27 protein-coding genes are annotated in these 24,656 nt (G+C 40.0%); 10 read left to right on the top strand and 17 right to left on the bottom strand.

Annotation, left to right across the window (positions count from 1 at the left end):
* Nucleotides 1-3: 3 nt before the first annotated feature.
* Nucleotides 4-291: a helix-turn-helix domain-containing protein gene (locus OCU77_RS21550; RefSeq protein WP_048897577.1), complete on the bottom strand. Its 288-nt coding sequence runs from the start codon at nucleotides 289-291 to the stop codon at nucleotides 4-6.
* The gene (locus tag OCU77_RS21555) at nucleotides 281-526 is read right to left on the bottom strand and encodes a hypothetical protein (RefSeq protein ID WP_048897576.1); all 246 of its coding nucleotides are present in this window, start codon (nucleotides 524-526) and stop codon (nucleotides 281-283) included. Before OCU77_RS21555 ends, OCU77_RS21550 begins: the two co-directional genes overlap by 11 nt.
* Nucleotides 527-751: 225 nt before the next feature.
* Here OCU77_RS21555 and nadS point away from each other — a divergent pair, with 225 nt between their 5' ends.
* Together nadS and OCU77_RS21565 are read left to right on the top strand one after the other, a co-directional pair.
* On the top strand, nucleotides 752-952 hold the full coding sequence (nadS, locus tag OCU77_RS21560; protein WP_084711714.1) for a NadS family protein: 201 nt from the start codon (nucleotides 752-754) through the stop codon (nucleotides 950-952).
* A 316-nt stretch (nucleotides 953-1,268) separates the two neighbouring features.
* Nucleotides 1,269-2,759 carry a SulP family inorganic anion transporter gene (locus tag OCU77_RS21565; RefSeq protein WP_048897574.1) on the top strand — a complete coding sequence of 497 codons (1,491 nt, stop codon included), beginning with the start codon at nucleotides 1,269-1,271 and terminating at the stop codon, nucleotides 2,757-2,759.
* A 56-nt stretch (nucleotides 2,760-2,815) separates the two neighbouring features.
* On the opposite strand, the gene OCU77_RS21570 is transcribed toward OCU77_RS21565, so the two are convergent.
* Entirely contained in the window at nucleotides 2,816-3,052 is a 237-nt protein-coding gene (locus OCU77_RS21570) for a PH domain-containing protein (protein WP_048897573.1), read from the bottom strand.
* 450 nt (nucleotides 3,053-3,502) lie between these two features.
* Between OCU77_RS21570 and OCU77_RS21575 the strand changes: the two genes are divergently transcribed.
* Complete coding sequence (locus OCU77_RS21575) at nucleotides 3,503-4,231, top strand: glycosyltransferase family 2 protein (RefSeq protein ID WP_048897572.1); 729 nt, start codon at nucleotides 3,503-3,505, stop codon at nucleotides 4,229-4,231.
* Nucleotides 4,232-4,254: 23 nt separating this feature from the next.
* Entirely contained in the window at nucleotides 4,255-5,577 is a 1,323-nt protein-coding gene (locus tag OCU77_RS21580; RefSeq protein WP_048897571.1) for an LssY C-terminal domain-containing protein, read from the top strand.
* Here OCU77_RS21580 and OCU77_RS21585 read toward each other — a convergent pair.
* A complete protein-coding gene (locus tag OCU77_RS21585) occupies nucleotides 5,544-6,185 on the bottom strand; it encodes a CAP domain-containing protein (RefSeq protein ID WP_048897570.1) in 642 nt (213 codons plus the stop codon). The genes OCU77_RS21580 and OCU77_RS21585 overlap by 34 nt on opposite strands.
* Nucleotides 6,186-6,609: 424 nt before the next feature.
* On the opposite strand from OCU77_RS21585, the gene OCU77_RS21590 reads away from it, so the two are divergent.
* A complete protein-coding gene (locus tag OCU77_RS21590; RefSeq protein ID WP_048897569.1) occupies nucleotides 6,610-7,659 on the top strand; it encodes a hypothetical protein in 1,050 nt (349 codons plus the stop codon).
* Nucleotides 7,660-7,726: 67 nt separating this feature from the next.
* Here the strand turns inward: OCU77_RS21590 and modC are convergent, their stop codons facing one another.
* From modC to OCU77_RS21610, 4 genes are all read right to left on the bottom strand, one after another.
* The gene (modC, locus tag OCU77_RS21595) at nucleotides 7,727-8,809 is read right to left on the bottom strand and encodes a molybdenum ABC transporter ATP-binding protein ModC (protein WP_048897568.1); all 1,083 of its coding nucleotides are present in this window, start codon (nucleotides 8,807-8,809) and stop codon (nucleotides 7,727-7,729) included.
* Nucleotides 8,803-9,495, bottom strand: a complete 693-nt coding sequence (gene modB, locus OCU77_RS21600) for a molybdate ABC transporter permease subunit (RefSeq protein ID WP_048897567.1) — start codon at nucleotides 9,493-9,495, stop codon at nucleotides 8,803-8,805. The genes modC and modB overlap by 7 nt, the downstream gene beginning before the upstream one ends.
* The gene (modA, locus tag OCU77_RS21605) at nucleotides 9,485-10,258 is read right to left on the bottom strand and encodes a molybdate ABC transporter substrate-binding protein (protein ID WP_239685858.1); all 774 of its coding nucleotides are present in this window, start codon (nucleotides 10,256-10,258) and stop codon (nucleotides 9,485-9,487) included. The genes modB and modA overlap by 11 nt, the downstream gene beginning before the upstream one ends.
* A gap of 127 nt (nucleotides 10,259-10,385) precedes the next feature.
* The gene (locus OCU77_RS21610; protein WP_144414882.1) at nucleotides 10,386-11,096 is read right to left on the bottom strand and encodes a CerR family C-terminal domain-containing protein; all 711 of its coding nucleotides are present in this window, start codon (nucleotides 11,094-11,096) and stop codon (nucleotides 10,386-10,388) included.
* A 265-nt stretch (nucleotides 11,097-11,361) separates the two neighbouring features.
* Here OCU77_RS21610 and OCU77_RS21615 point away from each other — a divergent pair, with 265 nt between their 5' ends.
* A complete protein-coding gene (locus OCU77_RS21615; protein ID WP_084711701.1) occupies nucleotides 11,362-12,885 on the top strand; it encodes a phosphoethanolamine transferase in 1,524 nt (507 codons plus the stop codon).
* A 149-nt stretch (nucleotides 12,886-13,034) separates the two neighbouring features.
* Here OCU77_RS21615 and tpx read toward each other — a convergent pair whose 3' ends face one another.
* From tpx to exaC, 3 genes are read right to left on the bottom strand one after another with little or no spacing between them, the layout of a single operon-like run.
* Nucleotides 13,035-13,535: a thiol peroxidase gene (gene tpx / locus OCU77_RS21620; RefSeq protein ID WP_107302603.1), complete on the bottom strand. Its 501-nt coding sequence runs from the start codon at nucleotides 13,533-13,535 to the stop codon at nucleotides 13,035-13,037.
* A 19-nt stretch (nucleotides 13,536-13,554) separates the two neighbouring features.
* On the bottom strand, nucleotides 13,555-13,830 hold the full coding sequence (locus OCU77_RS21625) for a hypothetical protein (RefSeq protein WP_048897563.1): 276 nt from the start codon (nucleotides 13,828-13,830) through the stop codon (nucleotides 13,555-13,557).
* 60 nt (nucleotides 13,831-13,890) lie between these two features.
* On the bottom strand, nucleotides 13,891-15,396 hold the full coding sequence (gene exaC, locus OCU77_RS21630) for an acetaldehyde dehydrogenase ExaC (RefSeq protein WP_048897562.1): 1,506 nt from the start codon (nucleotides 15,394-15,396) through the stop codon (nucleotides 13,891-13,893).
* An 896-nt stretch (nucleotides 15,397-16,292) separates the two neighbouring features.
* Here exaC and OCU77_RS21635 point away from each other — a divergent pair.
* Complete coding sequence (locus OCU77_RS21635) at nucleotides 16,293-17,117, top strand: winged helix-turn-helix domain-containing protein (RefSeq protein WP_048897561.1); 825 nt, start codon at nucleotides 16,293-16,295, stop codon at nucleotides 17,115-17,117.
* A complete protein-coding gene (locus OCU77_RS21640; RefSeq protein WP_048897560.1) occupies nucleotides 17,101-17,586 on the top strand; it encodes a hypothetical protein in 486 nt (161 codons plus the stop codon). The genes OCU77_RS21635 and OCU77_RS21640 overlap by 17 nt, the downstream gene beginning before the upstream one ends.
* On the opposite strand, the gene OCU77_RS21645 is transcribed toward OCU77_RS21640, so the two are convergent.
* Genes OCU77_RS21645 through OCU77_RS21660 form a run of 4 tightly spaced genes read right to left on the bottom strand, consistent with a single transcriptional unit; the run spans nucleotide 17,560 to nucleotide 21,035 of the window.
* On the bottom strand, nucleotides 17,560-18,513 hold the full coding sequence (locus OCU77_RS21645) for a 3'(2'),5'-bisphosphate nucleotidase CysQ family protein (RefSeq protein ID WP_048897559.1): 954 nt from the start codon (nucleotides 18,511-18,513) through the stop codon (nucleotides 17,560-17,562). The genes OCU77_RS21640 and OCU77_RS21645 overlap by 27 nt on opposite strands.
* A gap of 1 nt (nucleotide 18,514) precedes the next feature.
* Nucleotides 18,515-19,516 (bottom strand): phosphotransferase, encoded by a 1,002-nt coding sequence (locus tag OCU77_RS21650; protein ID WP_107302602.1) that lies wholly within the window; start codon nucleotides 19,514-19,516, stop codon nucleotides 18,515-18,517.
* Between the two features lie 57 nt (nucleotides 19,517-19,573).
* Complete coding sequence (locus OCU77_RS21655) at nucleotides 19,574-19,837, bottom strand: alternative ribosome-rescue factor A (protein ID WP_084711699.1); 264 nt, start codon at nucleotides 19,835-19,837, stop codon at nucleotides 19,574-19,576.
* A gap of 37 nt (nucleotides 19,838-19,874) precedes the next feature.
* Entirely contained in the window at nucleotides 19,875-21,035 is a 1,161-nt protein-coding gene (locus tag OCU77_RS21660) for a serine hydrolase domain-containing protein (RefSeq protein ID WP_239685841.1), read from the bottom strand.
* A gap of 444 nt (nucleotides 21,036-21,479) precedes the next feature.
* Here OCU77_RS21660 and OCU77_RS21665 point away from each other — a divergent pair, with 444 nt between their 5' ends.
* A complete protein-coding gene (locus OCU77_RS21665; protein ID WP_048897558.1) occupies nucleotides 21,480-22,175 on the top strand; it encodes a MaoC family dehydratase in 696 nt (231 codons plus the stop codon).
* Between the two features lie 62 nt (nucleotides 22,176-22,237).
* Here the strand turns inward: OCU77_RS21665 and OCU77_RS21670 are convergent, their stop codons facing one another.
* Together OCU77_RS21670 and OCU77_RS21675 are read right to left on the bottom strand one after the other, a co-directional pair.
* A complete protein-coding gene (locus OCU77_RS21670; RefSeq protein ID WP_048897557.1) occupies nucleotides 22,238-23,044 on the bottom strand; it encodes a DUF4349 domain-containing protein in 807 nt (268 codons plus the stop codon).
* A gap of 227 nt (nucleotides 23,045-23,271) precedes the next feature.
* Complete coding sequence (locus tag OCU77_RS21675; protein ID WP_048897556.1) at nucleotides 23,272-24,165, bottom strand: LysR family transcriptional regulator; 894 nt, start codon at nucleotides 24,163-24,165, stop codon at nucleotides 23,272-23,274.
* Between the two features lie 100 nt (nucleotides 24,166-24,265).
* On the opposite strand from OCU77_RS21675, the gene OCU77_RS21680 reads away from it, so the two are divergent.
* Nucleotides 24,266-24,637, top strand: a complete 372-nt coding sequence (locus OCU77_RS21680) for a YybH family protein (RefSeq protein WP_048897555.1) — start codon at nucleotides 24,266-24,268, stop codon at nucleotides 24,635-24,637.
* Nucleotides 24,638-24,656: the final 19 nt, after the last annotated feature.

A 24,656-nucleotide genomic window follows, 5' to 3' on the forward strand; every position in this document is an offset into this window, starting at 1 on the left:
GTTTTACATTTTAGACGCAAGCAAAGAAGATAATATATTTTTCTCAACGTTCGTTAAGGTTTTCGCCGCATCTAGCGCAGGTAGCAAGGAATCAGGAAGGCTTAAAAAATATCCCTCATCAAGGTCAAACAGTACGGCCGCTTTCTTTAACACTTTCTTTGATGGTTTATTCTTACCAGTTTCAATTAATGATAAATAAGTTGTTGTAATATCTAGATAGTCTGCACATGATTTGCAGCTAACGCCCTTGTCGAGTCTGTGTGCTCGTAAAATAAATCCACTAATTATCATCTAGACTATTCACCATTACGCACGTCAGGCCATCGACAGTATTAATGTCATCAATAATATCAAATGCCGACTTAATGAAAGACTCTCCCTCAATTGCCACCGAAGCATACATGCCGTCTTCTTTCTCTTTGACGACAACTCCTGTCCGGCCGACATCACAAATTATTGAAATAGCAATGCTGTCGGCAGTTCTCTTTTTTTCATCGTATATTAAAATTTCAAAACTAAAAATCATGATCCCCCTTGTAATATTCTTGCTTATTTACTTAATTCATTTAAATATGATAAACGTATTAAAATCGTAGTAATGACAATCCTTTATCGATTAAATTTCACGGTATGTTGCGCAAAAGACACTGACATTACAACCGATCAAAAATGAAATGTTATTTACCTATTTTACAGCGTTCTATTAATTAACACATGGAGTACAGTGTACGCCAATAATAACGAGGCAATTATGACTAATGAAGTAGATATTAGGTCACTAAGAGCAAACCTAAATATTAGCCAAAAGGAACTGGCAAACGACCTTGAATTAAGTTTAGATACCATAAAAAGCTGGGAGCAAGGCAGAAGGAACCCTACAGGGTTAGCAAGGAAAATATTGCGCTTGATCGAGCAGTATCCATCACTCTATATAAAATTCAAAAATAACTGATGCCATCACCAATAGCACCTACACCCGCTGTAGATGCTATTGGTTATCACATGAGCATAGGCGATTTATTTTGAGGGAAAGAAACGATCTCGATGAGTATTTTGAACACCTTGATGGTATTAACAAAGACTTCGACTTTGAAGTTGACGAAAGCTTTATTGAATTCAAATACTTAAACATTTTTATTTACTTCGTTTTGTTATTAATACTTAACTTTTTCATGTACTAATTGGAGGATAAGACAATATTTATCACGCCGCCTTAGAAATATATCTCTTAATTACAAACTTAAATGAATTAACTAAAAAGAGATATTATGCTTACATTTTACAAAGAATCATGGTTTAACAATATTAAAGGGGATTTGTTATCAGGAATTGTTGTTGCACTCGCTCTCATACCAGAAGCTATCGCCTTTTCAATTATTGCAGGTCTTGATCCAAAAGTTGGCCTGTACGCCTCATTTTCAATTTGTGTTGTTATCGCTTTTACAGGCTCACGATCAGGAATGATTTCAGCATCAACAGGCGCAATGGCCTTACTGATGACAACCTTAGTCAAACAACACGGCGTCGAATACCTATTAGCCGCATCTGTATTTACAGGCGTTCTTCAATACGGTATTGGGCTATTGAAACTCGGTGATTTAATGAGATTTATCTCTCGGTCCATCGTTACTGGTTTCGTTAACGCCTTAGCAATATTAATATTTATGGCTCAATTACCTGAGTTAACGAATGTGACCTGGCACGTTTATGCGCTCACAGCGTGTGGGTTAGGCATCATTTATTTGTTCCCGTATGTACCTAAGATTGGCAAACTACTTCCCTCTCCACTGGTGTGTATTGTCGCAATCACTATCTTCTCAGTCATTTTCAACGTTGATGTACGTACCGTTGGGGATATGGGGGCGTTACCTGATTCGTTACCGATTTTCTTGCTACCTAACGTACCATTATCATTTGAAACTTTGCAGATAATATTCCCGTATTCACTTGCGCTTGCTGTCGTGGGCGTGCTTGAATCATTAATGACAGCAAAAATCATTGATGACATTACAGATACGCCAAGTAACAACAACGATGAATGTAAAGGCCAAGGCATTGCCAACATAGTTTCAGGCTTCTTTGGTGGTATGGCTGGGTGTGCAATGATAGGCCAATCCATGATCAATATGAGTTCAGGAGGAAGAACGCGATTATCAACATTGTCTTCAGGCGTTTTTCTATTAATCATGGTTGTATTCCTTGGAGATTATCTTAAGCAGATCCCTATGGCAGCCCTAGTTGCTGTCATGATCATGGTTTCTATTAGTACATTTTCTTGGAAGTCTATTCTTGATATTCGCCATCACCCATTAAACTCTAACGTGATCATGATAGCGACTGTTATTTCCGTCGTTATGACACATAACTTAGCGATTGGCGTTATTATTGGCGTTGTGATTTCAACAGTATTCTATGCAAATCATAGCCGTAAAATCATGAAAGTTACTGATGATGTCGTCATTCATAATGAGCATACGATTCACAAAGTACACGGTCAGATTTTCTTTGCTTCCGCTTACAACTTCATTGATATGTTTAATTTTAATCATCCAACTAAGTATGTGACTATCGACTTAACCGATGCTCACTTTTGGGACATCACAGCAGTAGGTGCTCTAGATAAAGTCGTTATTAAGTTCATGGACGCAGGATCCGATGTTGAAATTATAGGAATGAATGAAGAGTCAGATCAGCTAATCAGTAAATTTGCAATATTTGATAAACCTGACCTTTTAGCCAGTCGAACAATCGGACACTAAACTAGCAATAACACAATAGTGTTCAGTAATGAAAAGGGGGGATAGCCCCCTTTTTTCTATTTTTTAGAAAGCGTAATAATATTAACCTTTATCTCATCACTTTCATCAGGGCTCATATACAATACCCCACCAAGAATAAAACCATATACAAGCTGCCCGATTGTGATGATTTTTGATATGCCTTTATTTTCAATCGCAACTCTGAATGAATGCTTAAATTCAACTTCATTCATTGGTAAGTAGCGAATAGGGTTATAAGCGTACGTATCATCGTTAAATTCGATATAATTCATGACATTCCTTTCAATAAAGAAAAATGAAATCTTGAAGTTTAGAAGGCACTGAAGCTGAAAACTTCGTTTGATTGATTCACTCATTATATTCCTTTCTGTCCAATATTTAACCTAACACTTAGCTTCAGAAGGCTTAAACAGTTAATAACGTATATTTTTTAATTCAGTTAATAAATGGGCATTTTAATAAACAAAAATAGATTAATATAACAAGGCGCGTAAATATTGAAATAGAAGAGTGAAGTAATAAGATATCTGCGTTTGAAAAACTAAAAATATCATTCTTGAAATCCTTATTTGCCCTGCTGCTACAGGGCATTTTTTTAATAACACGCAAAAATGAACGCTATATGAATTAAGCCCTCACACTATATTCAATCCACAGGGTTCAAACTACTTCTAACTTGTCCGACACCTTCCTTCCTAACACGGTCAAGTCAGGAGTATGTTATGAGCCCGATCAGCATTGTTGTCATTACACTGAATGAAGAGAAACGCATTGGTCGTCTATTAGATGATCTAAGCAAACAAACCCACCAAAATTTCGAAGTTATCGTGGTCGATTCAAACAGCGATGACAACACACGTACCATAGCCCACGGTTATGAAAAAGCCCTCCCCCAGTTAACCGTTCATAAAATGGAAAACCGTGGCACAAGCTTAGGCCGAAATACAGGCGCCAAGTTGGCGCAACATGAACGCTTATTGTTTCTAGATGCAGATGTTCGTTTAGCACCAACCTTTTTAACAGATGCATTGCATAAGTTAGAAAAAAACAAACTCGAAGTGGCTGGTGTCTACATGGGAGCAGATGATCTCTCGCTCACCTATCGCTTAGGTTATGGCGCATTTAACGCTGGGCTTTGGGCTACATCATTCTTTTTTCCGACCGCAGTTGGTGCATGTATTTTTTCAACTAAACGAGCCCACCAAGAAATTGAAGGGTTTGACGAAAGCATCACCCTATGTGAAGACTGTGACTACGTTCGCCGAGCCGCCCAAACATGGCGCTACCGCATGTTATCCGTCAGCTTTTGGTTCGATCCTCGCCGTTTAGAGCAAGATGGTTTCTTCACCATGGGGCTAACGTACCTAAAAGCCAATGTGCGCCGATTTTTTCTGGGTGAAATGCGCAATAACGAGATGAACTATCAATTTGATCATTACCGTCAATCTTAATGACAAATAAAGGTAGGTGAAATATGGACTTTTCTTGGTGGTGGCTATTTGGGGGCAGTTTTTTTGATGCCCTGATAGGCCCTAACTTATTCGTACCTGGCGAACCTTTTTTCCTTGCTGCTGGGTACCAACTGAATCAGGGATTATTGACAGGCGCTATAGCCGTCTTATTCGGCGCATTGTTAGGAGATCAGTTAAGCTTTGCTATTGGTCATAAAATGGGCGGACAAGGGCAGCGAAAACTGCGCCGTCGCTTCCCTAAGACACGTCGAGCCACTGCCAAAGCCAAACTAGCACTAACACGCTATGGCTTCATCATTGTTATCGCCGCTCGCTTACTTGGTCCTATTGCCTGGGTCATGCCATTTCTTGCTGGGAGTTATCGCATGCCATGGTGGAAATTCAGCCTGTGCTCTGTCATTGGTATCACGCTAGGCGTTGGCCAATTTCTGCTTGCAGGTGCACTCATGGGACATGGACTTAGCATGTTACCCAGTATCGCTACCCTATTGCTGTTCTTACAAGAACATTGGTTATTAATCCTGACTTGTGCTTTTGGCTTTATCACAACCCTGATCTTTTATCGTCGCCAACAAGGTAAATGGCGCAATATAGTCAGCACTTGGATCATCAGTTTACTGCTAATGAATTACGTCCACTTTTTCATTAATAGCAACAACATTGACTTTGCGTTGATAAAAACCAGTTATGCACAAACAACCGTTAACGACACCACTGAGCTTCAGGGAGCCAAAATTGACCGCTACGCCCAGCTAAATTTTGAAGTCTATCCAGGATTAGCTCCTGTTTACCAAGCACAACCCATTAATTTGATTTATCTCGGCGCGAACCCAGACACTTTGATGCAACAGCTTGGCTGGAAAAAGAATAAAACATTTTCTAACGACAATATTTCATTAACTCATTATTTTGACTTAATTCAGCAAAAACAACCGCCTATTTCAGATTTATATTGGAATCAACAACCACAGTGGTCTGCGTACCAATTAGCTGGTGATTTATTGAAGCGCAGCCACGTACGTTGGTGGTATGGCGGAATTGATAAGCAAAGTCAGCAGCCATTCTGGGTTGGTGCTGTCAGTTACGACAATAACCTGAAGATTGCCCATTATAAAGGGATCATTACGATTCTTCATGCCATCGATCCAGATGTTGACGAAGAACGCGATCGTCTAGCAACTAACAGCTTAAAGGCAGGTTGGCATGTAACAAAAGAAAGCCTGCTGATACCACAGGCTTTCTCTAAAAATAACCACTATTTTAGTGATGGGAAAGTTGCCATCATTCACGCTTACTGTGGTGTGGCGAACACTTGCGTCCAGTAAATATTGTATTGAGAGCCTGAGTTCATATCATAAGCAGCTCCCATTTGCGTGTAGTTACTGCCCATAATGTTTTTACAATGACCGGGGCTGTTTAGCCAAGTTGTCATCACAGTATCAATGTCTTTTTGGCCAGCTGCTATATTTTCAGCCACTGAACGCCATGCGTATCCTTGATCTGTGACACGGTTGCTCGCACTTTTTCCGTCTAACCCTGTATGGCTGAAGAAATTATAGTTTGCCATATTGGTCGAATGCACCTGCGCCGCTGATTGCAACTTAGCATCCCAAGTCAATGGTGCTGCTGCAGGGTAAAACGTTGAGCCACAGTTACGCCCTACAGCACGTGCTGCATTGACTGCTGTTAGCATTTGATCAGCGAAAGTCCCTTCTGGGTCTGGATTTGGGTTTGGATCAGGAGTTACTGAACCACCACCGCTACCTTCACCATTATCACCTGACCCACCGCCAGAACCACCACCATTATCACCGCCGCCTACTTGGCCGGAATTACCGCTATTTGAGCTGCCGCTATTATCAGATGAACCACCTGAGCCGCCACAACCAGAAACAAAAAACACGGTAAGCAATAACAATGAAAATATTCGCATGGGTACATCCAATATAATAATGAATTTAACCACTAATCAGCCAATACATAGTAATTGCGACTACTAAATCAGCAATATTTCGACTCATTAATGGTGAAAAGCTGTCTATCTTTTGTGCGAATCACTATAAATGGTCATGCTAATGATGCAATATTTAGACACTAACTCTGTTGTTATTTGACAAAACACTGACAAAGAAGACATAAACCAGCCAGCACATAGTCATTAGAAAACAATAACATACAATAGAAAATATACTTTTTATAACATCATAGACTAACTTTCAGTACAAATATGCAATTGTACGAACAAATAAAATTACCTAACGCTTTGTTGCAAATCACAAACCTATATTTGTCGACCTAAACGTCCAAAAAGTCGGCTATGCTTCAATTGTGCGACACTAATATGCAGGAAAGTGATTATGGTCAATACATATTCAAATCTACATGATCAGGTAACACCCGATGAGCTTCTGCCTTCAAAAGCATTACCTAACATTGATATTCGATGCCATTCTCCAATGACACGAAAGTATTTGATCAATGAACTAAAAGCATTACGCCATCAATTGCCCCAACATTGCTTCTCTGATGATGATTATTGCCTCACCAATATTGTTGAGCTTGATTTTCGTGCCGCGCTTAACACCACCAAAGCCATTGCCCCCGAACTGATTGATCAAAACATTACTTTTAGAATTGGGATCAGTAATGATCTCAGCCATGATATTCCACAACGTTTAGCCAGCTTAAGGGATCTGTCCGATCACGGTAATGAAGTTAACTTATCTCTTTCTTCACATTTGCTTTTAAATGCAGTTTGCCAACGTTACCAAGTACAGCGATTAAACCCTATTCAGCAAACTCTTTACTCTGTATGGCTCAATCAGTTAGTTCACTTCGTTATTGCTCGACAACTTCATCACCAAAATAACCAGCCAATAAGGCAAGTAGTACCTAAACGTACCACTAAAGTGATGACACTCACTTGGGCACAATTTGATCCTAGCGATGAATACACACAACAATGGACACTCGACACCGTATTAGCGAATTGTTATTACGAAGGCATAGCGACACTGACGCAGTGGCTGTGTGACCAAGGAACGCCTGAACTGCTAGGTATTCAAGCCGCAAAACGTTTTTTTAACCAAAATGTTCACCCGATCCAAAAAGTCGCCTCACCTACTCTTGCTAATACAACCAATATTGATTGGGTTATCTATGAAAATAGTGACATTTTATATGCCTTATCACTAAAAGTAGGGCCTTGGATGGTATTGGAATATGCAAGCAGCCATCAGGATAGAAAAATCAAAAGTACCGCTTTATCTCTGTTAGAGCGGTATAAATACGAAGGAAATTGGGGAATAAATGTAGAAGATAGGAATATATTAATACATGCGCTGATACAGCAAGAGTTGCCATCCGTTATCACTCAGCTAAAACGACAATATGGTCCTCATATTTAAGTCTGTTTTCTTCGGGAGCATACATTAATGAGAGGCGGAACCTTAGCTCATCCACCTCTCATTGGGTCTATGCAACGAGATCATCACGCGTTACGCTGACACCTTTAACTTGTGCATAAACAGAGTCACCGACTAGCAAATTAAGCTCATCCGCTGCCCATAACGTGATATTTGCCCAGAGTTGAGTTTCACCAATACGAAGCCGTACTTCAACACGCTCGTTAGCTGTATCGCGTTGAATTTTATCAATACGCGCCCGTAAAATATTACGGATACTGGTTTGTTTAGGTTGCTCTCGAGTCAACGAAACATCATTCGAGAAAATACGTACACGTATCCACTCACCCCGTGTTTTTTCTAACCGATTCACCCATAAAAAATCACTTTGACTAAGCATTACTTGGGTTAATGCATAGTCAGGGTGATCGAAATTCACACGTGCACTCAAGAGTGAACTTTGTTCTTTTGCTGGTAACCACGGCCGCATCTCTGGCGAGCCCCACACACTATTAACGTGCCCTGACGCAACAACTTTGCCTTGATGCAACATCACCATATGATCAGCAAGACGCAAGATTTCATCCAAGCTGTGAGTGACATAAACAATCGGGATACTGATTTCTTTCGCAAGCCGCTCCAAATAAGGCAGCAACTCTTGTTTGCGAGGTACATCCAACGACGCTAATGGCTCGTCCATCAATAACATCTTTGGCTTAGTTAACAAAGCACGGCCAATCGCCACTCGCTGCTTTTCACCGCCCGATAACGAAGCAGGAAAACGATCGAGGAGTGCTTCAATCCCCAGCAAGTGAACAACATCATTAAAATGTTGATCATCTTTTTCAGGGCACCCATAAAGTAAGTTGCCTTTTACGCGATAATGAGGAAATAAACGCGCATCTTGAAAAACATAACCAATACCTCGACGTTCTGGCGGTACAAGAGTCTTAGTCGCACTATCAAACAAAACATGCTCGCCAAGGGTAATACAGCCAGCATCGGGTACTGTTAAGCCACTCAACAGATTGATGAATGATGTTTTACCTGCCCCTGAGCGCCCAAATATAGCCGTGATCCCTTGCATGGGTAACGACACATCGACATCCAATGAAAGATCACCAAGTTGCTGTGACATATTAATGGTTAGCATGGTGCCTCCAAGCGTCTACGTGCGGCTCGAGATAGCCACTCAGATGCAAGTAACGAAGACAAAGCAATCGCAATCGCAATGACACATAAGCGTGCAGCTTGGCTTTCTGCGCCAGGAGTTTCAATAAATGAATACATCGCCAGTGGAATCGTTTGAGTTTCACCGGGAATATTTGAGACAAAGGTAATTGTGGCACCAAATTCACCCAACGCTCTTGCAAACGCTAAAATGATGCCCGTTAAAATACCAGGAATTGTTAGCGGTAGCGTAATGGTCATAAAGACACGAAGAGGGCTTGCTCCCAATGTTCTTGCTGCTTGCTCTAACTTATTGTCGACACTTTCAAGTGATAAACGTATTGAGCGAACCATCAATGGAAATGCGACAACAGACACGGCCAATGCAGCTCCTTGCCAACTAAAGCTGAATGAGACACCGAACCAGTCATAAAGCCAGCGACCAACAATACCTTGCCGCCCCATGCCAACCAACAATAAGTAACCGATAACAACAGGCGGCAACACTAACGGTAGATGCACTAAGCCATCTAGCATAGATTTACCAATAAACTGACAACGGGCTAGCAACCACGCACATAAAATGCCGAATGGCAGGCTAAAAAGCACGGCCACCCCTGATATTTTCAAACTCAGTAATAGCGCTTGAATCTCGTACTCAGTTAGCACTTACGACCTCAAAACCATACTTTTCAAACACTGTCTTGGCTTCTTCTGATTGTAAAAACACATAATAATCTTGTACAGCAGGAGTCGCTTTTCCCTTCACAATCGCCATTGGGTAACGGATCGGCGTATGACTACTATCGGGCAATTCAGCTACAATTTTCACTTTATTTGAAATTTTGGCATCAGTTTTATACACAACGCCAAGATTGGATTCACCACGTTCTACCAATACCAAAGCTGAGCGTACATTATTCGCTCGCGCTAAATGTGATTTCGCGGCTTGCCATATCCCTAAGTTTTCTAACGCCTGTTTAGCATAGCGTCCTGCTGGCACATGGTTAGGATCCCCCACAGCCATTCGCGTATCCATAAGGGCAGCAGCAAGATTCCAAGACGCAGATGGCGTCACGGTATCTTTGGGATACGACAGAGGAGCAACCATAACCAAGCTGTTTTTCAGTAATGGCTTTCTGCTTTCATTTTCAATCACTTGTTGTGTTTGTAAATAATCCATCCATTTAACATTAGCTGAAATATAGATGTCAGCAGGCGCTCCCTGAGAAATTTGACGAGCCAATGCCGATGAAGACGCAAATGAAAGGCGACTATTGACGTCACTCTGCTGTTGGTAACGTTCAGAAAGTTCGGTCACAGCATTAGTCAAAGACGACGCGGCAAAAATAGTTACCGACTCTGCAGCGTATGTGTACTGGCTCGCGATCAAACTGACCCCACAGACCAACCAAGCAAGATTTTTCTTCATCATTATTATCAGACTCATCATTCTTTAATCGATATATAGCCAAGTATACATCGAAATATTAACCACTGTTAGTAAAACATAGTGCGAATAAAGAATGTATGACTCAAAAGGGGGCTTTTATACGCGATCATTGAGGTAATGATAGTAATGTATCCACCTGAGCTGAAAGGTGTTTTTTCAATAGACAAACTTCAGAATCGGAAAGTGTCTCCCACTCCATATGCTGCAACAACATATGTCTTGCTGAACGAACCAGCTGTACTTGAGCGAGTAGACTTAAGGCAAGGAGTTTTACTGCTGGATCCGATTCAGAGCGTTGCGTGGCAAAGGCTATTGGCTTTTCAAGCGCTGTGAGTATAGCCACCAAAGACTCATTATATAAAAGTGAAAAGGCTTTACTGGGGAGTTGCTGTTCACGATAAACTAACATCGCCCATGAAGCGGTTTGCCGATTAAGAAGCAGCTCTAGATTCGCAATGAGCAGCGCTTTAATCATAGCCAGGCAAGCACTACGCTGCTGTTTCAGTGTGCCAATTTGATCAAGATGAGAAAAATCACTCTCCAACTTTTTTATTGCAGGTGCAAACCTCACCGCAAGCTTATGGCTAACATGCCTTATAACAGCAAAATATAGCCCGCGTTTCCCGCCAAAATGGTAGCTAATCAGCGCTAAGTTAACTCCTGCTTTTTTTGCCAATAACCGGTTACTAGCCCCATCATACCCTTTACGGCTAAAGACACTCACACCCGCCCGAATCAGTGTTAACCGAGTCGCATCCGTTTTACTCTGCAACTTTTTCTTGGTCTGTTTGTTAGGAATTGAAGATTTATCGTCCATCACTACCTCATCGAAAGCCAAAGCAAGCCGCCTTTATTTATTACTCCCCTTTCTTTCCTCTATTCATTATAGTGCATAACGAAACCGCTATTGTGATCCTTATAAACCACCTCAAGTCATCGTATGATATCCAATCAAAACCCAGTTAAGTGAGTACCAAGAACGAAAGCAACCTTATGCGCTAATTTCATAAGAAATAAAACTAGTGTATTATAAATAATCAGTCTAAATAAATTTATTAATAGTAAAAAATAGAATGTAATTTATGAAAAAAACATACTTCTTTGGGTTGATACTGATCAGTTTACTACCATATTTCCATTTAATTTCAACAACAGGAAGCTCAAATTTAGGTCACGGCACACCTTTAATCAACATTATCCTTATCACGCTTTGTTGCTCATGTAAGAGCAATTTTGTCAGTAATATTTTGAAGGGTTTTGTCAGTATTCTTCTCTTCATTCAACTAAACTCAGTGCTTTACTATAACTCATTCCTCACTTATGGTGCTTTTTCCTCTATAATGGAAACCAATTCAAATGAAGCATACGGCTTTCTATCTGAGTTTGGTTATTCTTGGATATTTGTGTCTCTTTTAATTTCTAGCATATTCTTTTTTATTTCATCAAAAATAACAATCAACATAAAAATAAAACATAAAGTGTTATTGCTAATAATACTGTTATTTATCCATCCAATACGCTGGGCTATTTCTGGCAGCAAATCATTTGGAGAGTTTGTATCTGAACCATATATTAAAATAAATGATCTTTACTATTATACCTTACTTAATCCTATTTTTAACTTTGCAACATATAAAGACGAACAAAGACTATTATTAGCACCAGATAACTACAATCTTCCATCTCACATTATTGATAATGGGAAAGACAGTGAGTACAATAAAGTCTATGTTATTATTGGTGAAAGTGCATACCGTAACCACTTATCAGCTTATGGCTACAATATCGAAACCACACCTTACATTGATTCATTAAGTAACGACCCAAAATTTAATCTAGTACATAATACTATATCTCCAACTCCGATCACTAGAGAGTCATTAAAAAGAAACTTAAGCTTCTCTACTGTCGAGGATAAAACAGGTTATAACAAATATATCAATATTGTTAATGCTGCAAAAGAAAAAGGATTTAATACACATTGGCTATCTTCTCAAACTAACCAAGGGATACATAGTTCTTTAATTGGGCGAATTGGGCAATCATCTGACATTAGTATTTTTAATAACAGCAATGATGAAACATTAATTGACTTGGTTAATAAAAATTATCGTTCTGAAGCCAAGCAGCTTTTCATATTACACCTCGCGGGTTCACACCTACCTTACAATAACTTCTCAGATGGTGATTTGGATAACGCAATTAAAATGGGGTCAAAGACACCTGAATATGATGCTACAATATTAAAAACAGATCGAGTCATAAAAAGCGTTATAGAAAAATCATTTGAAGATAAAAAATCACTTGTGATTTACTTTTCAGACCATGGTGAAGAAGTAAATGTTGGACATGGATTACCAGAGATGTCTCCAGAGCAATATGAAATACCTTTCTTCATCTATGACTCACAAAAAAACAACAACCTTGAACAAATAGAGGCTATGCGAGCAAACAATCTATTTAACACTGAGCGAGTTATGGAATTTATGATGTCTAAGTTTGGATATGATTTAGATGTTTCACAATTATCGACAACACAACCTACTGTGCTTGATGTGAAAAACAAAGTACAAAATTATAATTACGATAAAAGAAACCATATCTAAGTATGATAAAGGAAGCCTGCTAAGTAAGGCTTCCTTACTCTAAATTTTCAAATAATGAATTTACATGTAATGTTGATTTATACATCACAAATACTTAACTTCTGAATAAAGTGAAGGATTTAGAGGCAAACACCTTCACTTTATCGGCATTATTTAAAGCATTGAATGGCTTTTTGGTAATCAATGGGAGCCGCTAAATCATGGGCTAGTTCACTGTGAACGACAACACCTACAGTATTTAAACAAACCACAGCCCTAGCCGTAAACCCCTCTAAAATTGAGTCTGATAATTGAACACCATAATCAAATTGAAAAGAAGGAGAGCGAAAACAGGAGGCCGTTGTGACGTAATCAAGCCCTTCCATCTCGCAAAAACGCACCATTGCAAACGGTGTATCAATCGAAATACAAAGTACTTCTGTATTCGGTACTCTCGCGACTAATCGGTTAAATTCACGAACACTGTTAGCACATAGCTGTGTATCAATACTTAAAAATATGTTTAGGATAACATTTTTACCCATAAAGTTATCATTCGTAATCGGCGATAGGTTATCGGTCAATAATTCAAACTTACGGGCTTTATCCCCTTTTTTTAAAAAAGCGCCCAGAACAGGTATCGATTGTTGCTGAAATTGAATCGTATTCATCGTTGTCTACTTAATTTTATTATGATGAATGAGATAACGTATTTGAAATAACAACTAACTCAGTACCATTGACTTTCAATCGCACTTCTTGAAATTCACTTAACCGCATACTGTAGCCTGTCACTTCATTTATAAAACTTCCATTTTCTTCAATAGTGGCCGTATGCTCGATAAACTGAAGCACTTCATACAGTTTGCTATCTTGATTAAAAAAGAGTTCGTTACGAAAGGAAGCCGCATTACCTATAAGTATAGGGATTAAATGGTTAATTGAATTAATATCAAAAATTATCATGGTTGGCCTGTTAAGGGCTGCTATTCACTATAAGATAACAGCCCTAATAATAGGGTCAGATTAGAAGAACCCTAATGGGCGATCTGAATAGCTCACTAACATATTTTTGGTATTTTGATAATGTTCTAGCATCATTTTATGTGTTTCACGTCCAATGCCAGATTTCTTATAACCACCAAATGCTGCATGCGCTGGGTAAGCGTGGTAACAGTTAATCCATACGCGACCAGCTTCAATTGCACGTCCCATACGGTATGCACGGTTAGCATTGCGTGTCCATACACCCGCACCTAGACCAAACTCAGTATCGTTTGCAATTTCAAGTGCTTCCTCTTCATCGCAGAAAGTTGTTACTGATACTACAGGGCCAAATATCTCTTCTTGAAAGATACGCATCTTGTTATGGCCTTTAAGGATAGTCGGCTTAATGTAGAAGCCTTCTTTCTCTGCAGCTTCACCACCTACAAGAACTTCCGCACCTTCAGACTTACCCAACTCGATATAAGAAAGGATCTTATCGAACTGCTCTTTTGAAACTTGGGCGCCAACCTGAGTATTTACGTCCAGAGGATTACCTTGTTTAATCGTCTTCATACGCTCAAGTAAACGCTCGATAAATTTCTCGTAAATTGATTCTTGAATCAGCAGACGAGATGGACAAGTACACACTTCCCCCTGGTTGAAGAAGGCAAGTAATACCCCTTCAATACATTTGTCCAAGTAATTATCATCGTCTGCAAAAATATCTTCAAAGAAAATATTCGGTGACTTACCGCCTAGCTCAACTGTCGAAGGGATTAAGTTATCAGCAGCACATTTAAGAATATGGTTACCCACCTCCGTTGAACCTGTGAAAGCTAGTTTATTGAGGCGAGGACTTGTAGCAAGCGCGTGCCCTGCTTCTTGACCATAACCGTTCACAATATTTAGTACACCAGCAGGAATAAGATCACCGATCACTTCTGCCAATAACAAAATTGAGGCTGGAGTTTGTTCTGCTGGTTTAAGAACAACACAGCAACCCGCAGCTAGTGCTGGTGCCAGTTTCCAAGCAGCCATCAATAATGGGAAGTTCCACGGGATGATTTGACCGACAACACCAACAGGCTCAGGAAAATGATAAGACGCAGTAGTGCTATCCAATTCAGAAGCAGACCCTTCTTGAGCACGAATGCAACCAGCGAAGTATCGAAAATGATCAATTACTAACGGTAAATCCGCAGCCAATGTCTCACGAACAGGTTTACCATTATCCCAACTTTCAGCAACAGCTAAATTTTCACTATGCAACTCAATACGATCGGCTATTTTTAAAAGCAAGTTGGATCGTTCTGTTACACTGCTTGCTGCCCATGCTTTTTTTGCATCATGAGCCGCATCAAGTGCAAGTTCGATATCATCTGAGGTAGACCGTGGAATAAGACAAATTAACGAATCATCAACAGGTGAATGATTTTCAAAATATTCACCATTTAGCGGTGCAACCCAACAACCATTAATATAGTTTTCGTATTTAGGTTTAAAGTGCACGCTTGAACACTCACTACCAGGAACGGGATATAACATGGAAACCTCTTCTAACTCTATTTCTTGCACTTGTCTGTTTTGTGAACATCTATTTGTCAAAATTAGTGTCCTTAATCAAAAAGCAGTAAAACTCAATGAACTCTTTTATGGCATTAACGACTCGATACCATCCCTAATTAAAGTCATTAAGTAAGTAGTTTTATTTCAACTTTCAAATGAGACAAAAATATAACGACAAGTGCGAAAAATAAGAAATGAAGTTTACTGAATAAATAAATCCATTAAAAACCAATTATTTACATCAAAGTAATTACTCTAACAACTGTACATCCAGCCATCAAAAGCGACTAATACCCCCTAGAATGGCGATAATAAGGCGCAAGAAAGACAGCAAAAGGGATGAGGCATAAAGAATTTAGTAAGCATACACAGACACTGTAATGGTCCAATAAAAGCACGAACCCAATATGAAGCTAAGCGAATACCCAAGAAAAAGACTCACTGACCCGCAGCTTCTTTGCTTCAGATAAATATTATATATATCAAGGGCCGCATGCTAAGAACCGATTATGCTCACATTTATTACAGAGATCATTTTTTCACATGATCACTTCAGTCTGCTCGACCGTTACTTTGTGTTAAAAACAAGCAAAGTGTCTTCTTTTTCATACAATCAATTAGACACCAGCATCAACACTGAATCCCCCAATGGAAACATACATGTTTACCTTAACTGTTGATAAGTTACTAAATACAAATGAAAAAACATTAAACACAATGAAAGAAATACTATAAATGCAATGGTTTTCATTCTTATGAAATAACAAGCAAAAAATATACATGTAAAGTTATACATGGTTTTTTTATACCTCAAGTGTATAATTCTTTGCCCTTAAATAAGGTTCACACATTTGTGTTAATAGATGGGTAAATAAATGTGGTTACTAAATCCGCTAAAACGCTCGCAATTATCAAACTATGAAGCTGGCATTCACAAAAAATTAAAATCAACCGATTGCCAAATTTTAGAATTGCTTATCAAAAATGAAGGTAAAGCGGTATCCAAAGAAGACATTATGTCTAGCGTTTGGGAAGGACGTATTGTATCTGAATCTAGCCTCACACAATCGATCGCTCAGTTACGTTTAATGCTAGGTGATAGTGGAAAAGAACAAAGAGTCATCAAAACCCTACCCAGAAAGGGCTACATGATATTACCGCATTTGGTACAGCTTGTACCTTTAAAAGCCGTTCTCACTACAACAGAAGAGTTCAAACCATCAAAAGAACTTCATCAAGAAGATCTAAAGTCAATCGAAATACCGTCACAAGTCACCACACGCAAAAGTAACCTTAAAGCATTTTATTCGTACTTTTCAAACCATAAAATAGCGTTATATGCGGCCATCAGCCTCATCGTAATCAGCGTTACCCTCGTGAATTTCTGGACTTACTCTGTATTCTTAAAAAAGAATACAGTCGAGAAAAAAACATGGTCAAAAACAATCATTAACAATACCAGTGTCCATCTGAAAAACGACCCTAGAAGCAGTGTTATTTTAGCCTTCTTCGAAGATAAAAAAGTCAAGATAGCGGATAATATCAGTAATATATTTATTTCATCTAATCCACAGCAACTTTACCTTTCATGTATTTATACATCAGATAAACTAGGTGAAGATTTGACTCTAGACTTCACACTTCCCATAAAATATCCATTCGACCAAATGAAAGGTTTGATCAATGAGAATTGCCGTTAAATATAGCTTATTAATTTATATACTAAGCTCGATTTTTGCTTTTATTTACACCTTTTACTCTAATAAAGCATGTAATGAAGCTTTAATTAAAGATAAAAATAATCAAACCTTTTTTAGCCAAAGAATTGTTATTCACGACAAAGGATATGAAAATATTAAGCAATCTTCGGTCATAGATACTAATGCACTTGGCTTTTATACCATAAACTCCAGCGTCACTAATGGTCTTTCGGGTGAGCGCTACAATAGCCGTTACTCTCTTAATATTTGGAGTGATAAATTATTCTCGATCCAATTACAAGATAACAAGCTAGATAATAAGAAAGCAGACGATCACAGCTCATCCCAAGCCTATCTTGAGGAGTATTTTCATGAAGAATACTTTCAGGTTGTTTATAACAAAGGGAAAATAATGTGCAGCACAAGCTTAAACACGAATTTTTTAAATTGTAGTAAAACGATCTATTAAAGGCATACGTATTAAGTACGCACTATAAAATATACCTTCATGATTCATGTAGTAAGAATCTTGACGGTTTAAATCAAGTGGTGCGCCATGGATATTCGAGACAACAACAGGCAAACCTTGCTGTGTTAATGCTTCAAAAATTGCAGCTGTCGCACTGAAATCCCAAAGACTACCTCCACCCTTTTGAGGTTTAGGCAACTTAATATACGCAGCGGGTGCACTTTCAAGTACACCAATAGCATTCATCACTGCGCCTGATGTATTGATAATTTCCAGCTCATGTATACCCACCAATGTTAGCTGTTCCGCTATAGCTTCAAGTAAGGGGTTATAACGAGGATCTTGATGAAAGCTACGGTCGATAAAAAGTGTGAAAACAGCAGATGAGGCTGCAGGCACTTTGCCTTTTTGTTCCAGCAAAGTGTCAGATACTTGAGTTAACCAAGGTTGGCCATTTTTAATAACTTTGCTGTTATTGCCATCGCTAATTGCTTGGTACAAATCTCCTGACGGCGGATTAAAAACAACACCTAACACTGGCTTCCCCGACTGAGACACTAATGCTATAGAAACAGCATACCCTGACGTATTCTCGATAAAAGGTAATGTTCCATCCAACGGATCTATGCACCAAAAATATTCACTCGTTAACCTTTCATGATGCGCAGCTTGTGCTTCATCGGCATTCTCTTCACTCAATACACCCAAGTTGTACTGTGTAATACTTGACGCTAGTACCGACAGAATCACGGCTTGGCTATCGAGGTCAACTTGCGTGACCACTTGAGCACTCAGGCTGGATCCAACATGTTTGCTCTCCACTTCAAGCTGCGTGCGATCAAACTGGGTAATATATTCACCAGCAGCAAGGGCTGCTTGCGTGGCTAACTGTAATAATTCTTCTAAATCCGCACGATTTAACTGCACATTAAGCCCCCAGTTGTTCTAGTGCCTGCACCGTCAGCGCTTCGGTATAATCATTGATTTTCCAATGTTCTGGGCTCCAGCCTTTAACAAAACGTTGAAAATCAGCCCAAGCAATAGGATATAAATTACGCCATTCTTGTTCTACGCTATGTGCATTCAGCTGCGGCTGAAGCGTGGCAAGCGCTGTTGATAATTGCGCAAAATAATAGTCTAGGTACACTGGTGCTTGATCTGCCGCCTTCGAAAAATCGAGCACACTGCTTAGCAACAAAATGACATCTTTCATACCGCAGCCTTGCCCTACATACTGAAAATCCACCGCTGCAGCCTTAGTGCCTTCTGGTGTAAAACAAAAATTAGCCAACTTAGCATCACCGTGAACAAGGGTCTGATACTGAGCATCATTTAACGTTTGATCAATCAAGTCAGCTGCATTTTTCAATCGCAGATCTTCTAATGCATCAAGCTCATCAGGTCGCGTTGCTAAGTGCCAATACGTTCCCGATGGCCAAAGTCCGTTATATATTGCTGAGCTTGAGCAATTAGTATGAAGGTATTGTGCATGAAAGAAGGCGAGCCACGACAAGCAAGATTCAATATGTACCTGGCGTACCGAAGTCACCACTTCGCTATAACCTGCGGGAGAGAGATCATCTAAAATTAATAAAATCGCATCATCTAGCCGCTCCACATATACACAATGCGGAACAAAACATTCGTTATGACTGTTATTGGCAAAATATTGATACCAATTCACCTCAACCTGATATGAGTCTAGTTTTCGTTGATGCGAGGTGACAGTATTCCATCCTTTGGGGTGCTTTTTAGGTTGAGGTAATGCGATGTACTTAACCACCACAGAAGGAACCTCTGCATCATTCAAGTATGCACGAAATAACGTACCGTAGCCTCCCCATAATGTTTGGATAACATGAGTACGAGAAACACTGCTCGCTTGAGTGAACTGAGCTATGGATGACAAAAGTTGCGGAGAAACTGGCATGGACAATGGCTAACAAGAAAACAAGAACGAATTAAAAAAGAACCTTATTCAATGACATTATGCTGCGACAGCGAATACCATTGAATAAGGCTCTCGGCCTTTAAATTTATCTTTTCGGCTAAAGCTACCCTTACCTTTCTTCGCTTTCACAACGCGAGTGGTGAAAAGTTTACTTGTTACCGCAGCTTTCAGTGCATTGTCCTGAATCGTTCCACGCCCTAATTCTATTGCTGTATTGTTCACTGATGTTGGTAATTGCACCAAATCAGCCTCTTGGCTATTACGCGCTTGCAGCTTCACTTTACGCTTTTTAGACACCATGTTATTGCCTCTTTATAAAGGAAAATTCAGCCTGAGGTTAAGACTCAGGTGTAACCAATTGTACCTTATCCACCATATACTTTTTATATAATTTTAAAAACTCGAGCACCATGCCTCTAGCAACATTGTTTTGCTCACAATTAATAAGAAACACCACGCCTGTCTGGGTCACCGTATTAAAAAGCATTTCAGTGCGGATCCCCTTAACCCAACCGCCATGGTGAATAAAGCCAGACAGCCCTTGATAATCAAACGTACGCCAGCCGAGACCATAATAAACGTTACTTAATTTAGCTTTATAACGCATCTGGTTCGCCCGAATATGCGGCTTATGCATTATCGACAGTAAAGCAGGGTTAAGCACCGTAGGTTGATGGCCAAATTGCGCCAGCATCCACTTGGCGAGATCTTGCGCACTCGCATTCACCCCCGCTGCTGCGGGTACTTGATAATAGGCCTCTTGTGGTTTAACGGCCGCGCAACCAGATTTTGTTTTTACATGCGGAGCAACCCTATCTTCATGGCTAGTAAAACCATCAATACCAAAGGTTGCATGATCCATCTCTAACGGAATGAAAAGCTGCTCTTTCACAAAAGTAGGATAATCTTGCCCTGCGGCATGCGCGACCATCTCTGCGGATAAGTTATAAATAATATTCTGATAGCCATAACAATCCCCTGGTTCACAAACAAAATTTATGCGTTTTATCATCTGTACAATACGGGTATAGCTAACATTATCTTCAAGCAAATCAGAATAGGCTTGGGGGACAAGCCCTGAAGTATGGGATAGCAAATGGCGTAACGTAACTGCGCTTCCCTGCTGGGGATCACTAAATTCAATGTGTTCCAAGTAAGGAACAACATGAGTATCCCAATCGATTAATTGCTTATCAACTAATAACGATGTTGCAGCCGATGCAAAGGTTTTAGAGATAGATGCCAACGGAAAACGTGTCGAAGACGTTACCCTCTGCTTAGCCCCTACCTTTGCGACACCATAGCCCCGTAGTAAACGTATTTGCCCGTTTACTACGACAGCTAGAGATGCGCCAGGAATGGAGGTACGAACGGCCTGCTTTACCCAATCATCAAGCGCATAGACGATTTCATCTTTTGGTGCACTCGCAGCAGGGCCCGAGACGAGCATCATCACTAATAAAATGATCCCAAAGCGAACACATTTTAAGCTTTGCACCACACACTCCTACAACGACACAATGTGCAGTAGAAAGTTTAGGTGTTAATCGATTTTTACCGAGGCATCAGCTGTCTTAATATTGCAACCCAGCACTATTACTTACTCATCGAAGGGCATAACGCGAGACAAAAAAGTACCAATTTAACGACAGTTTTTATGGCTAATATTGCTGATAAGTTCTAATATGAATTTAGTGAACAGTGCTTTATTCGACTCACAAGTGTACGCTGAAAATGGCTACAAATTGACTAAACCAATAATACTCATCATTTTCAGTCAAATATTTAACATTATCTATCACACTGATATTAAAAGGTTATCACTCATCCGATGAGCTTTTAAATGAGATCTAACGCACAAAATGGTTTTTGATATTGATTGTAAGCCATTATAATACCCGGCTCTGTCGAGGTGACATGATTTCTAACAAGGTTCATATTCATGAAAGTAGTCGATTTTCTTAAGCAAAAGCGTGAAGCTCTAGCGCACAATCCGTTTGAACTTAAAGACTGGCTATCTCCATCTATCCGTGATTATTGGAGCGAGTTCCTAGATAAAGCAAACAACAGCCAACTTGTTGCTTGGGGGCGTGATCAAAGAATTGCAGCATCTAATGATGCGATTGCACCAGAACCAGAGATCAAGCAGCCGGCACCAATCGAGCTGTCTGAAGAAGCTCAACGTGTGAAAGAAGAGATTGAAGCAAACTTGGGTGAAGAAATTCACGTAGGCGATTGGCTTATTGTTGATCAAGACCGTATTAACCAGTTTGCCGCAGTCACTGAAGATCACCAGTGGATTCACACCGACCCTGAACGTGCAGCGGAAGAATCACCTTTTAAAACAACCATCGCACATGGTTTTCTAACCCTGTCTTTATTGTCTGTTCTAACTGACAGTGTTGATCCAACGAAGCAGACATTTCCATCTGCTAAAATGACAGTTAACTTTGGTTTGAACAAAGTTCGTTTTCCATACCCAGTAAAAGCGGGTGTACGCGTACGTGCTCGCACTTCGATTCAGTCTGTTACGCCGATTAAACGCGGTCTCGAGATTGTTCAAGAAATCAAAGTCGAAATCGAAGGTTGTCGTCGCCCTGGCTGTGTAGCTGAATCCGTGATTCGCCTATACTTCTAAGCACTGAATCGCACCAAACTAAAAAGCCGAGATATCATCTCGGCTTTGTCATTTTCATACCTTTAACTATTTTCTTTTTGCTTTCCGCGACGTGCAAAAAACCAAGCTTTACGCAATACATAAACAAAAATGGCAAGAATAGGTAACCAAGGCAAAAGATAAGCCACCGCTGTAATCGCTTGCCCAATACTTTCTGATAGATTAGTAATAAAACCATTACCTGCATCTTTTATCGGAGTCATAAATGATGTCGGTTCATACGAATATAAACTTACCGACACAACATCTAAATTAACCCGCTGCTTTAACTTTGCCTGCTCACCTTGCGCCGTTTCTATCTGTGACTGTACTTGCGCAAGTTCACTCGCGATTTGGACAAGTGCACTCACATCTTGTCCTGATATTTTTTTTAGGTCGAGCAATTCTTTTTTATAGTCCATCAACATCACTAAACGTTGATCATTATCGACAATCGCCCCCGTCAAATCTTCGCTCGTTGTAGAAAGGTTTTTAGTTTCACCTTCTAAGGAAGCGAGCGCCAAAAAGTCATTTACGCCAGCTGGTAAAATTCTGACTTCAACGTTGGCTTGTATATAGCGATCTGTATTTAAGTAACTACTTGTTAGTGTGCATTGATACTCAGTCACTTGTTGGCATTTATCCAGCAAGTCTTGATAACGTGGCTCAACATCTTTCCTTTCAAGCTCAACCGAGACACTGTGGTAATAAGCAAGTGTTGAATCATCTGCCGCGTCACCTTGTTCACTATATACTTGAGGCGTTGTTGACTGGTATGGCTGGCTTTCATCCCCACATCCCATCAAACTTAGCAAAGAAAGACCTAAAACAACCCATACTGATTTCTTCATTTTTATCGCTTCCCTTTAGCTAGTCGGCTTATAGATAGCCCTGTTATAGCCAGCTATGCCGTTATCAATCTAATCAGCTTTATTCAACATTTGAATATATTGAACAGTGTATAATTGATGTTAGCATGCATATGAAAGGAAAGATATACTCCCTCATCCAACGCAAATATTCTCTCTCACAAGAAGCAGGTTTGATTTGATACTAGGTTTCCCTACCTGAAGGCGTTTTATGATGATGACAAAAGTGATAAACGTTCCATTATTGCATCAAGTGCCATGCGAACAGCGACAGGCATCCCGCCATGATACGCATGTAGCGCATACACATTACTTTGCGCGAGTTGATAATGGGGTAGCAGATCAACTAAGTCCGCTTGATGCAGTTGAAAGATAAACTCAGGCAGGATCCCTATACCAACACTTTGTTTCAATAGCCCCAAACACGCATGATAGTTATTCGTTCGATGCGTGGCGATAAAGTCATACGACAGGGTTGGCTCAGCCACCTTTCTAAGGTCAGTATCTGCTTTGCGCATTGCAAAATGATGTATTTTATCCTGTTGCCAATGATGAGCAATGTACGGCTGTAACTCGATAGGTCCTTCAGGTAACGTTTTGTGCCCGCATAACACGTCACGAAATTGTCCTATCTTTCTTTGCTTTAAATTACTGCTTGGTGACTCCCCTACTCTAATGGCTAAATCAATCCCTTCTTGGATTAGATCTGTCTTGCCATCGTCAGAACGTAGATTGAATTTAACGGCTGGAAATGAACGAAAGCAATCGGCCAGCGCAGGAATAACAAGATAATCCATTATCGCGTTAGACGCTGTCACCGTCAGGGTTCCTTTTGGAACTTGTTGCTGATTTTGTGCATCTAGCCAAGCATTATCAACAATCGTGCGCATCAAACAACATTGCTGAAAAAAGGCATCACCAGCTACTGTCAGATGCTGCTTGCGTGTTGTTCGAGTCAGAAGCGTCACACCCAAGTCCAACTCCAACTGCTTTAAATGCTGGCTCACAACAGATTTCGATAGCCCGAGTCTATCGGCCGCTTTAGTGATAGAGCCCGTTTCAACAATATCTTGAAACACAGCCATTTGACGATATCGAGACATATTGTTCTATTTTCCCAAACAGTATTTTCTGATTACTTTGTTTTTCCATTCTAATACTAACGCTAAAGTTAGTTAAAACGAACAAACAAGAGAAAACACCATGACTAATTCAGTTCTAAACGAGTGCAACGCGGCTATTTTACGTTGGCAGGTTGCCTTTAACAGCCAAAATGCTGCTGGCTGTGCCGAGCAATACACACCAGATTCTGTGATGGATGCACGACCATTCGGTCGATTTGAAGGGCGTGAGGCTATTCAAGCATTTTGGCAAAACATCATGGACCAAGGGTTTAAAGACGTAGATTACACGGATGTTACTTGGGAGGCAGAGGGCGATGATGGCTTCATTCTCACTGCAAAATGGACAATGAATAAAGCATTTGGTGCTGTGCACCGTGAGTATTGGCAAATTCAAGCGGACGGTAAAGCACGTTTAGTCACTGATGACTTTGAAGTACAAGGTGAACGTTAATAGCGCGAGAACAGCCTTT

This window comes from Photobacterium swingsii (assembly GCF_024346715.1).
In the GTDB taxonomy this organism is placed as follows: Bacteria; Pseudomonadota; Gammaproteobacteria; order Enterobacterales; family Vibrionaceae; genus Photobacterium; species Photobacterium swingsii.

Bases quoted from the DNA above. Each gene is read 5' to 3' on its own strand.
- exaC (WP_048897562.1), bottom strand. From the start codon at position 15,396: ATGTTATATCCCGTTCCTGGTAGTGAGTGTTCAAGCGTGCACTTTAAA.
- OCU77_RS21640 (WP_048897560.1), top strand. From the start codon at position 17,101: ATGAGAATTGCCGTTAAATATAGCTTATTAATTTATATACTAAGCTCG.
- OCU77_RS21550 (WP_048897577.1), bottom strand. From the start codon at position 291: ATGATAATTAGTGGATTTATTTTACGAGCACACAGACTCGACAAGGGC.
- OCU77_RS21615 (WP_084711701.1), top strand. From the start codon at position 11,362: ATGAAAAAAACATACTTCTTTGGGTTGATACTGATCAGTTTACTACCA.
- tpx (WP_107302603.1), bottom strand. From the start codon at position 13,535: ATGAATACGATTCAATTTCAGCAACAATCGATACCTGTTCTGGGCGCT.
- OCU77_RS21655 (WP_084711699.1), bottom strand. From the start codon at position 19,837: ATGGTGTCTAAAAAGCGTAAAGTGAAGCTGCAAGCGCGTAATAGCCAA.
- OCU77_RS21625 (WP_048897563.1), bottom strand. From the start codon at position 13,830: ATGATAATTTTTGATATTAATTCAATTAACCATTTAATCCCTATACTT.
- OCU77_RS21575 (WP_048897572.1), top strand. From the start codon at position 3,503: ATGAGCCCGATCAGCATTGTTGTCATTACACTGAATGAAGAGAAACGC.
- nadS (WP_084711714.1), top strand. From the start codon at position 752: ATGACTAATGAAGTAGATATTAGGTCACTAAGAGCAAACCTAAATATT.
- modA (WP_239685858.1), bottom strand. From the start codon at position 10,258: ATGAAGAAAAATCTTGCTTGGTTGGTCTGTGGGGTCAGTTTGATCGCG.
- OCU77_RS21675 (WP_048897556.1), bottom strand. From the start codon at position 24,165: ATGTCTCGATATCGTCAAATGGCTGTGTTTCAAGATATTGTTGAAACG.
- OCU77_RS21610 (WP_144414882.1), bottom strand. From the start codon at position 11,096: ATGGACGATAAATCTTCAATTCCTAACAAACAGACCAAGAAAAAGTTG.
- modC (WP_048897568.1), bottom strand. From the start codon at position 8,809: ATGCTAACCATTAATATGTCACAGCAACTTGGTGATCTTTCATTGGAT.
- OCU77_RS21650 (WP_107302602.1), bottom strand. From the start codon at position 19,516: ATGCCAGTTTCTCCGCAACTTTTGTCATCCATAGCTCAGTTCACTCAA.
- OCU77_RS21555 (WP_048897576.1), bottom strand. From the start codon at position 526: ATGATTTTTAGTTTTGAAATTTTAATATACGATGAAAAAAAGAGAACT.
- OCU77_RS21585 (WP_048897570.1), bottom strand. From the start codon at position 6,185: ATGCGAATATTTTCATTGTTATTGCTTACCGTGTTTTTTGTTTCTGGT.
- OCU77_RS21635 (WP_048897561.1), top strand. From the start codon at position 16,293: ATGTGGTTACTAAATCCGCTAAAACGCTCGCAATTATCAAACTATGAA.
- OCU77_RS21665 (WP_048897558.1), top strand. From the start codon at position 21,480: ATGAAAGTAGTCGATTTTCTTAAGCAAAAGCGTGAAGCTCTAGCGCAC.
- OCU77_RS21590 (WP_048897569.1), top strand. From the start codon at position 6,610: ATGGTCAATACATATTCAAATCTACATGATCAGGTAACACCCGATGAG.
- OCU77_RS21680 (WP_048897555.1), top strand. From the start codon at position 24,266: ATGACTAATTCAGTTCTAAACGAGTGCAACGCGGCTATTTTACGTTGG.
- OCU77_RS21580 (WP_048897571.1), top strand. From the start codon at position 4,255: ATGGACTTTTCTTGGTGGTGGCTATTTGGGGGCAGTTTTTTTGATGCC.
- OCU77_RS21570 (WP_048897573.1), bottom strand. From the start codon at position 3,052: ATGAATTATATCGAATTTAACGATGATACGTACGCTTATAACCCTATT.
- OCU77_RS21670 (WP_048897557.1), bottom strand. From the start codon at position 23,044: ATGAAGAAATCAGTATGGGTTGTTTTAGGTCTTTCTTTGCTAAGTTTG.
- OCU77_RS21565 (WP_048897574.1), top strand. From the start codon at position 1,269: ATGCTTACATTTTACAAAGAATCATGGTTTAACAATATTAAAGGGGAT.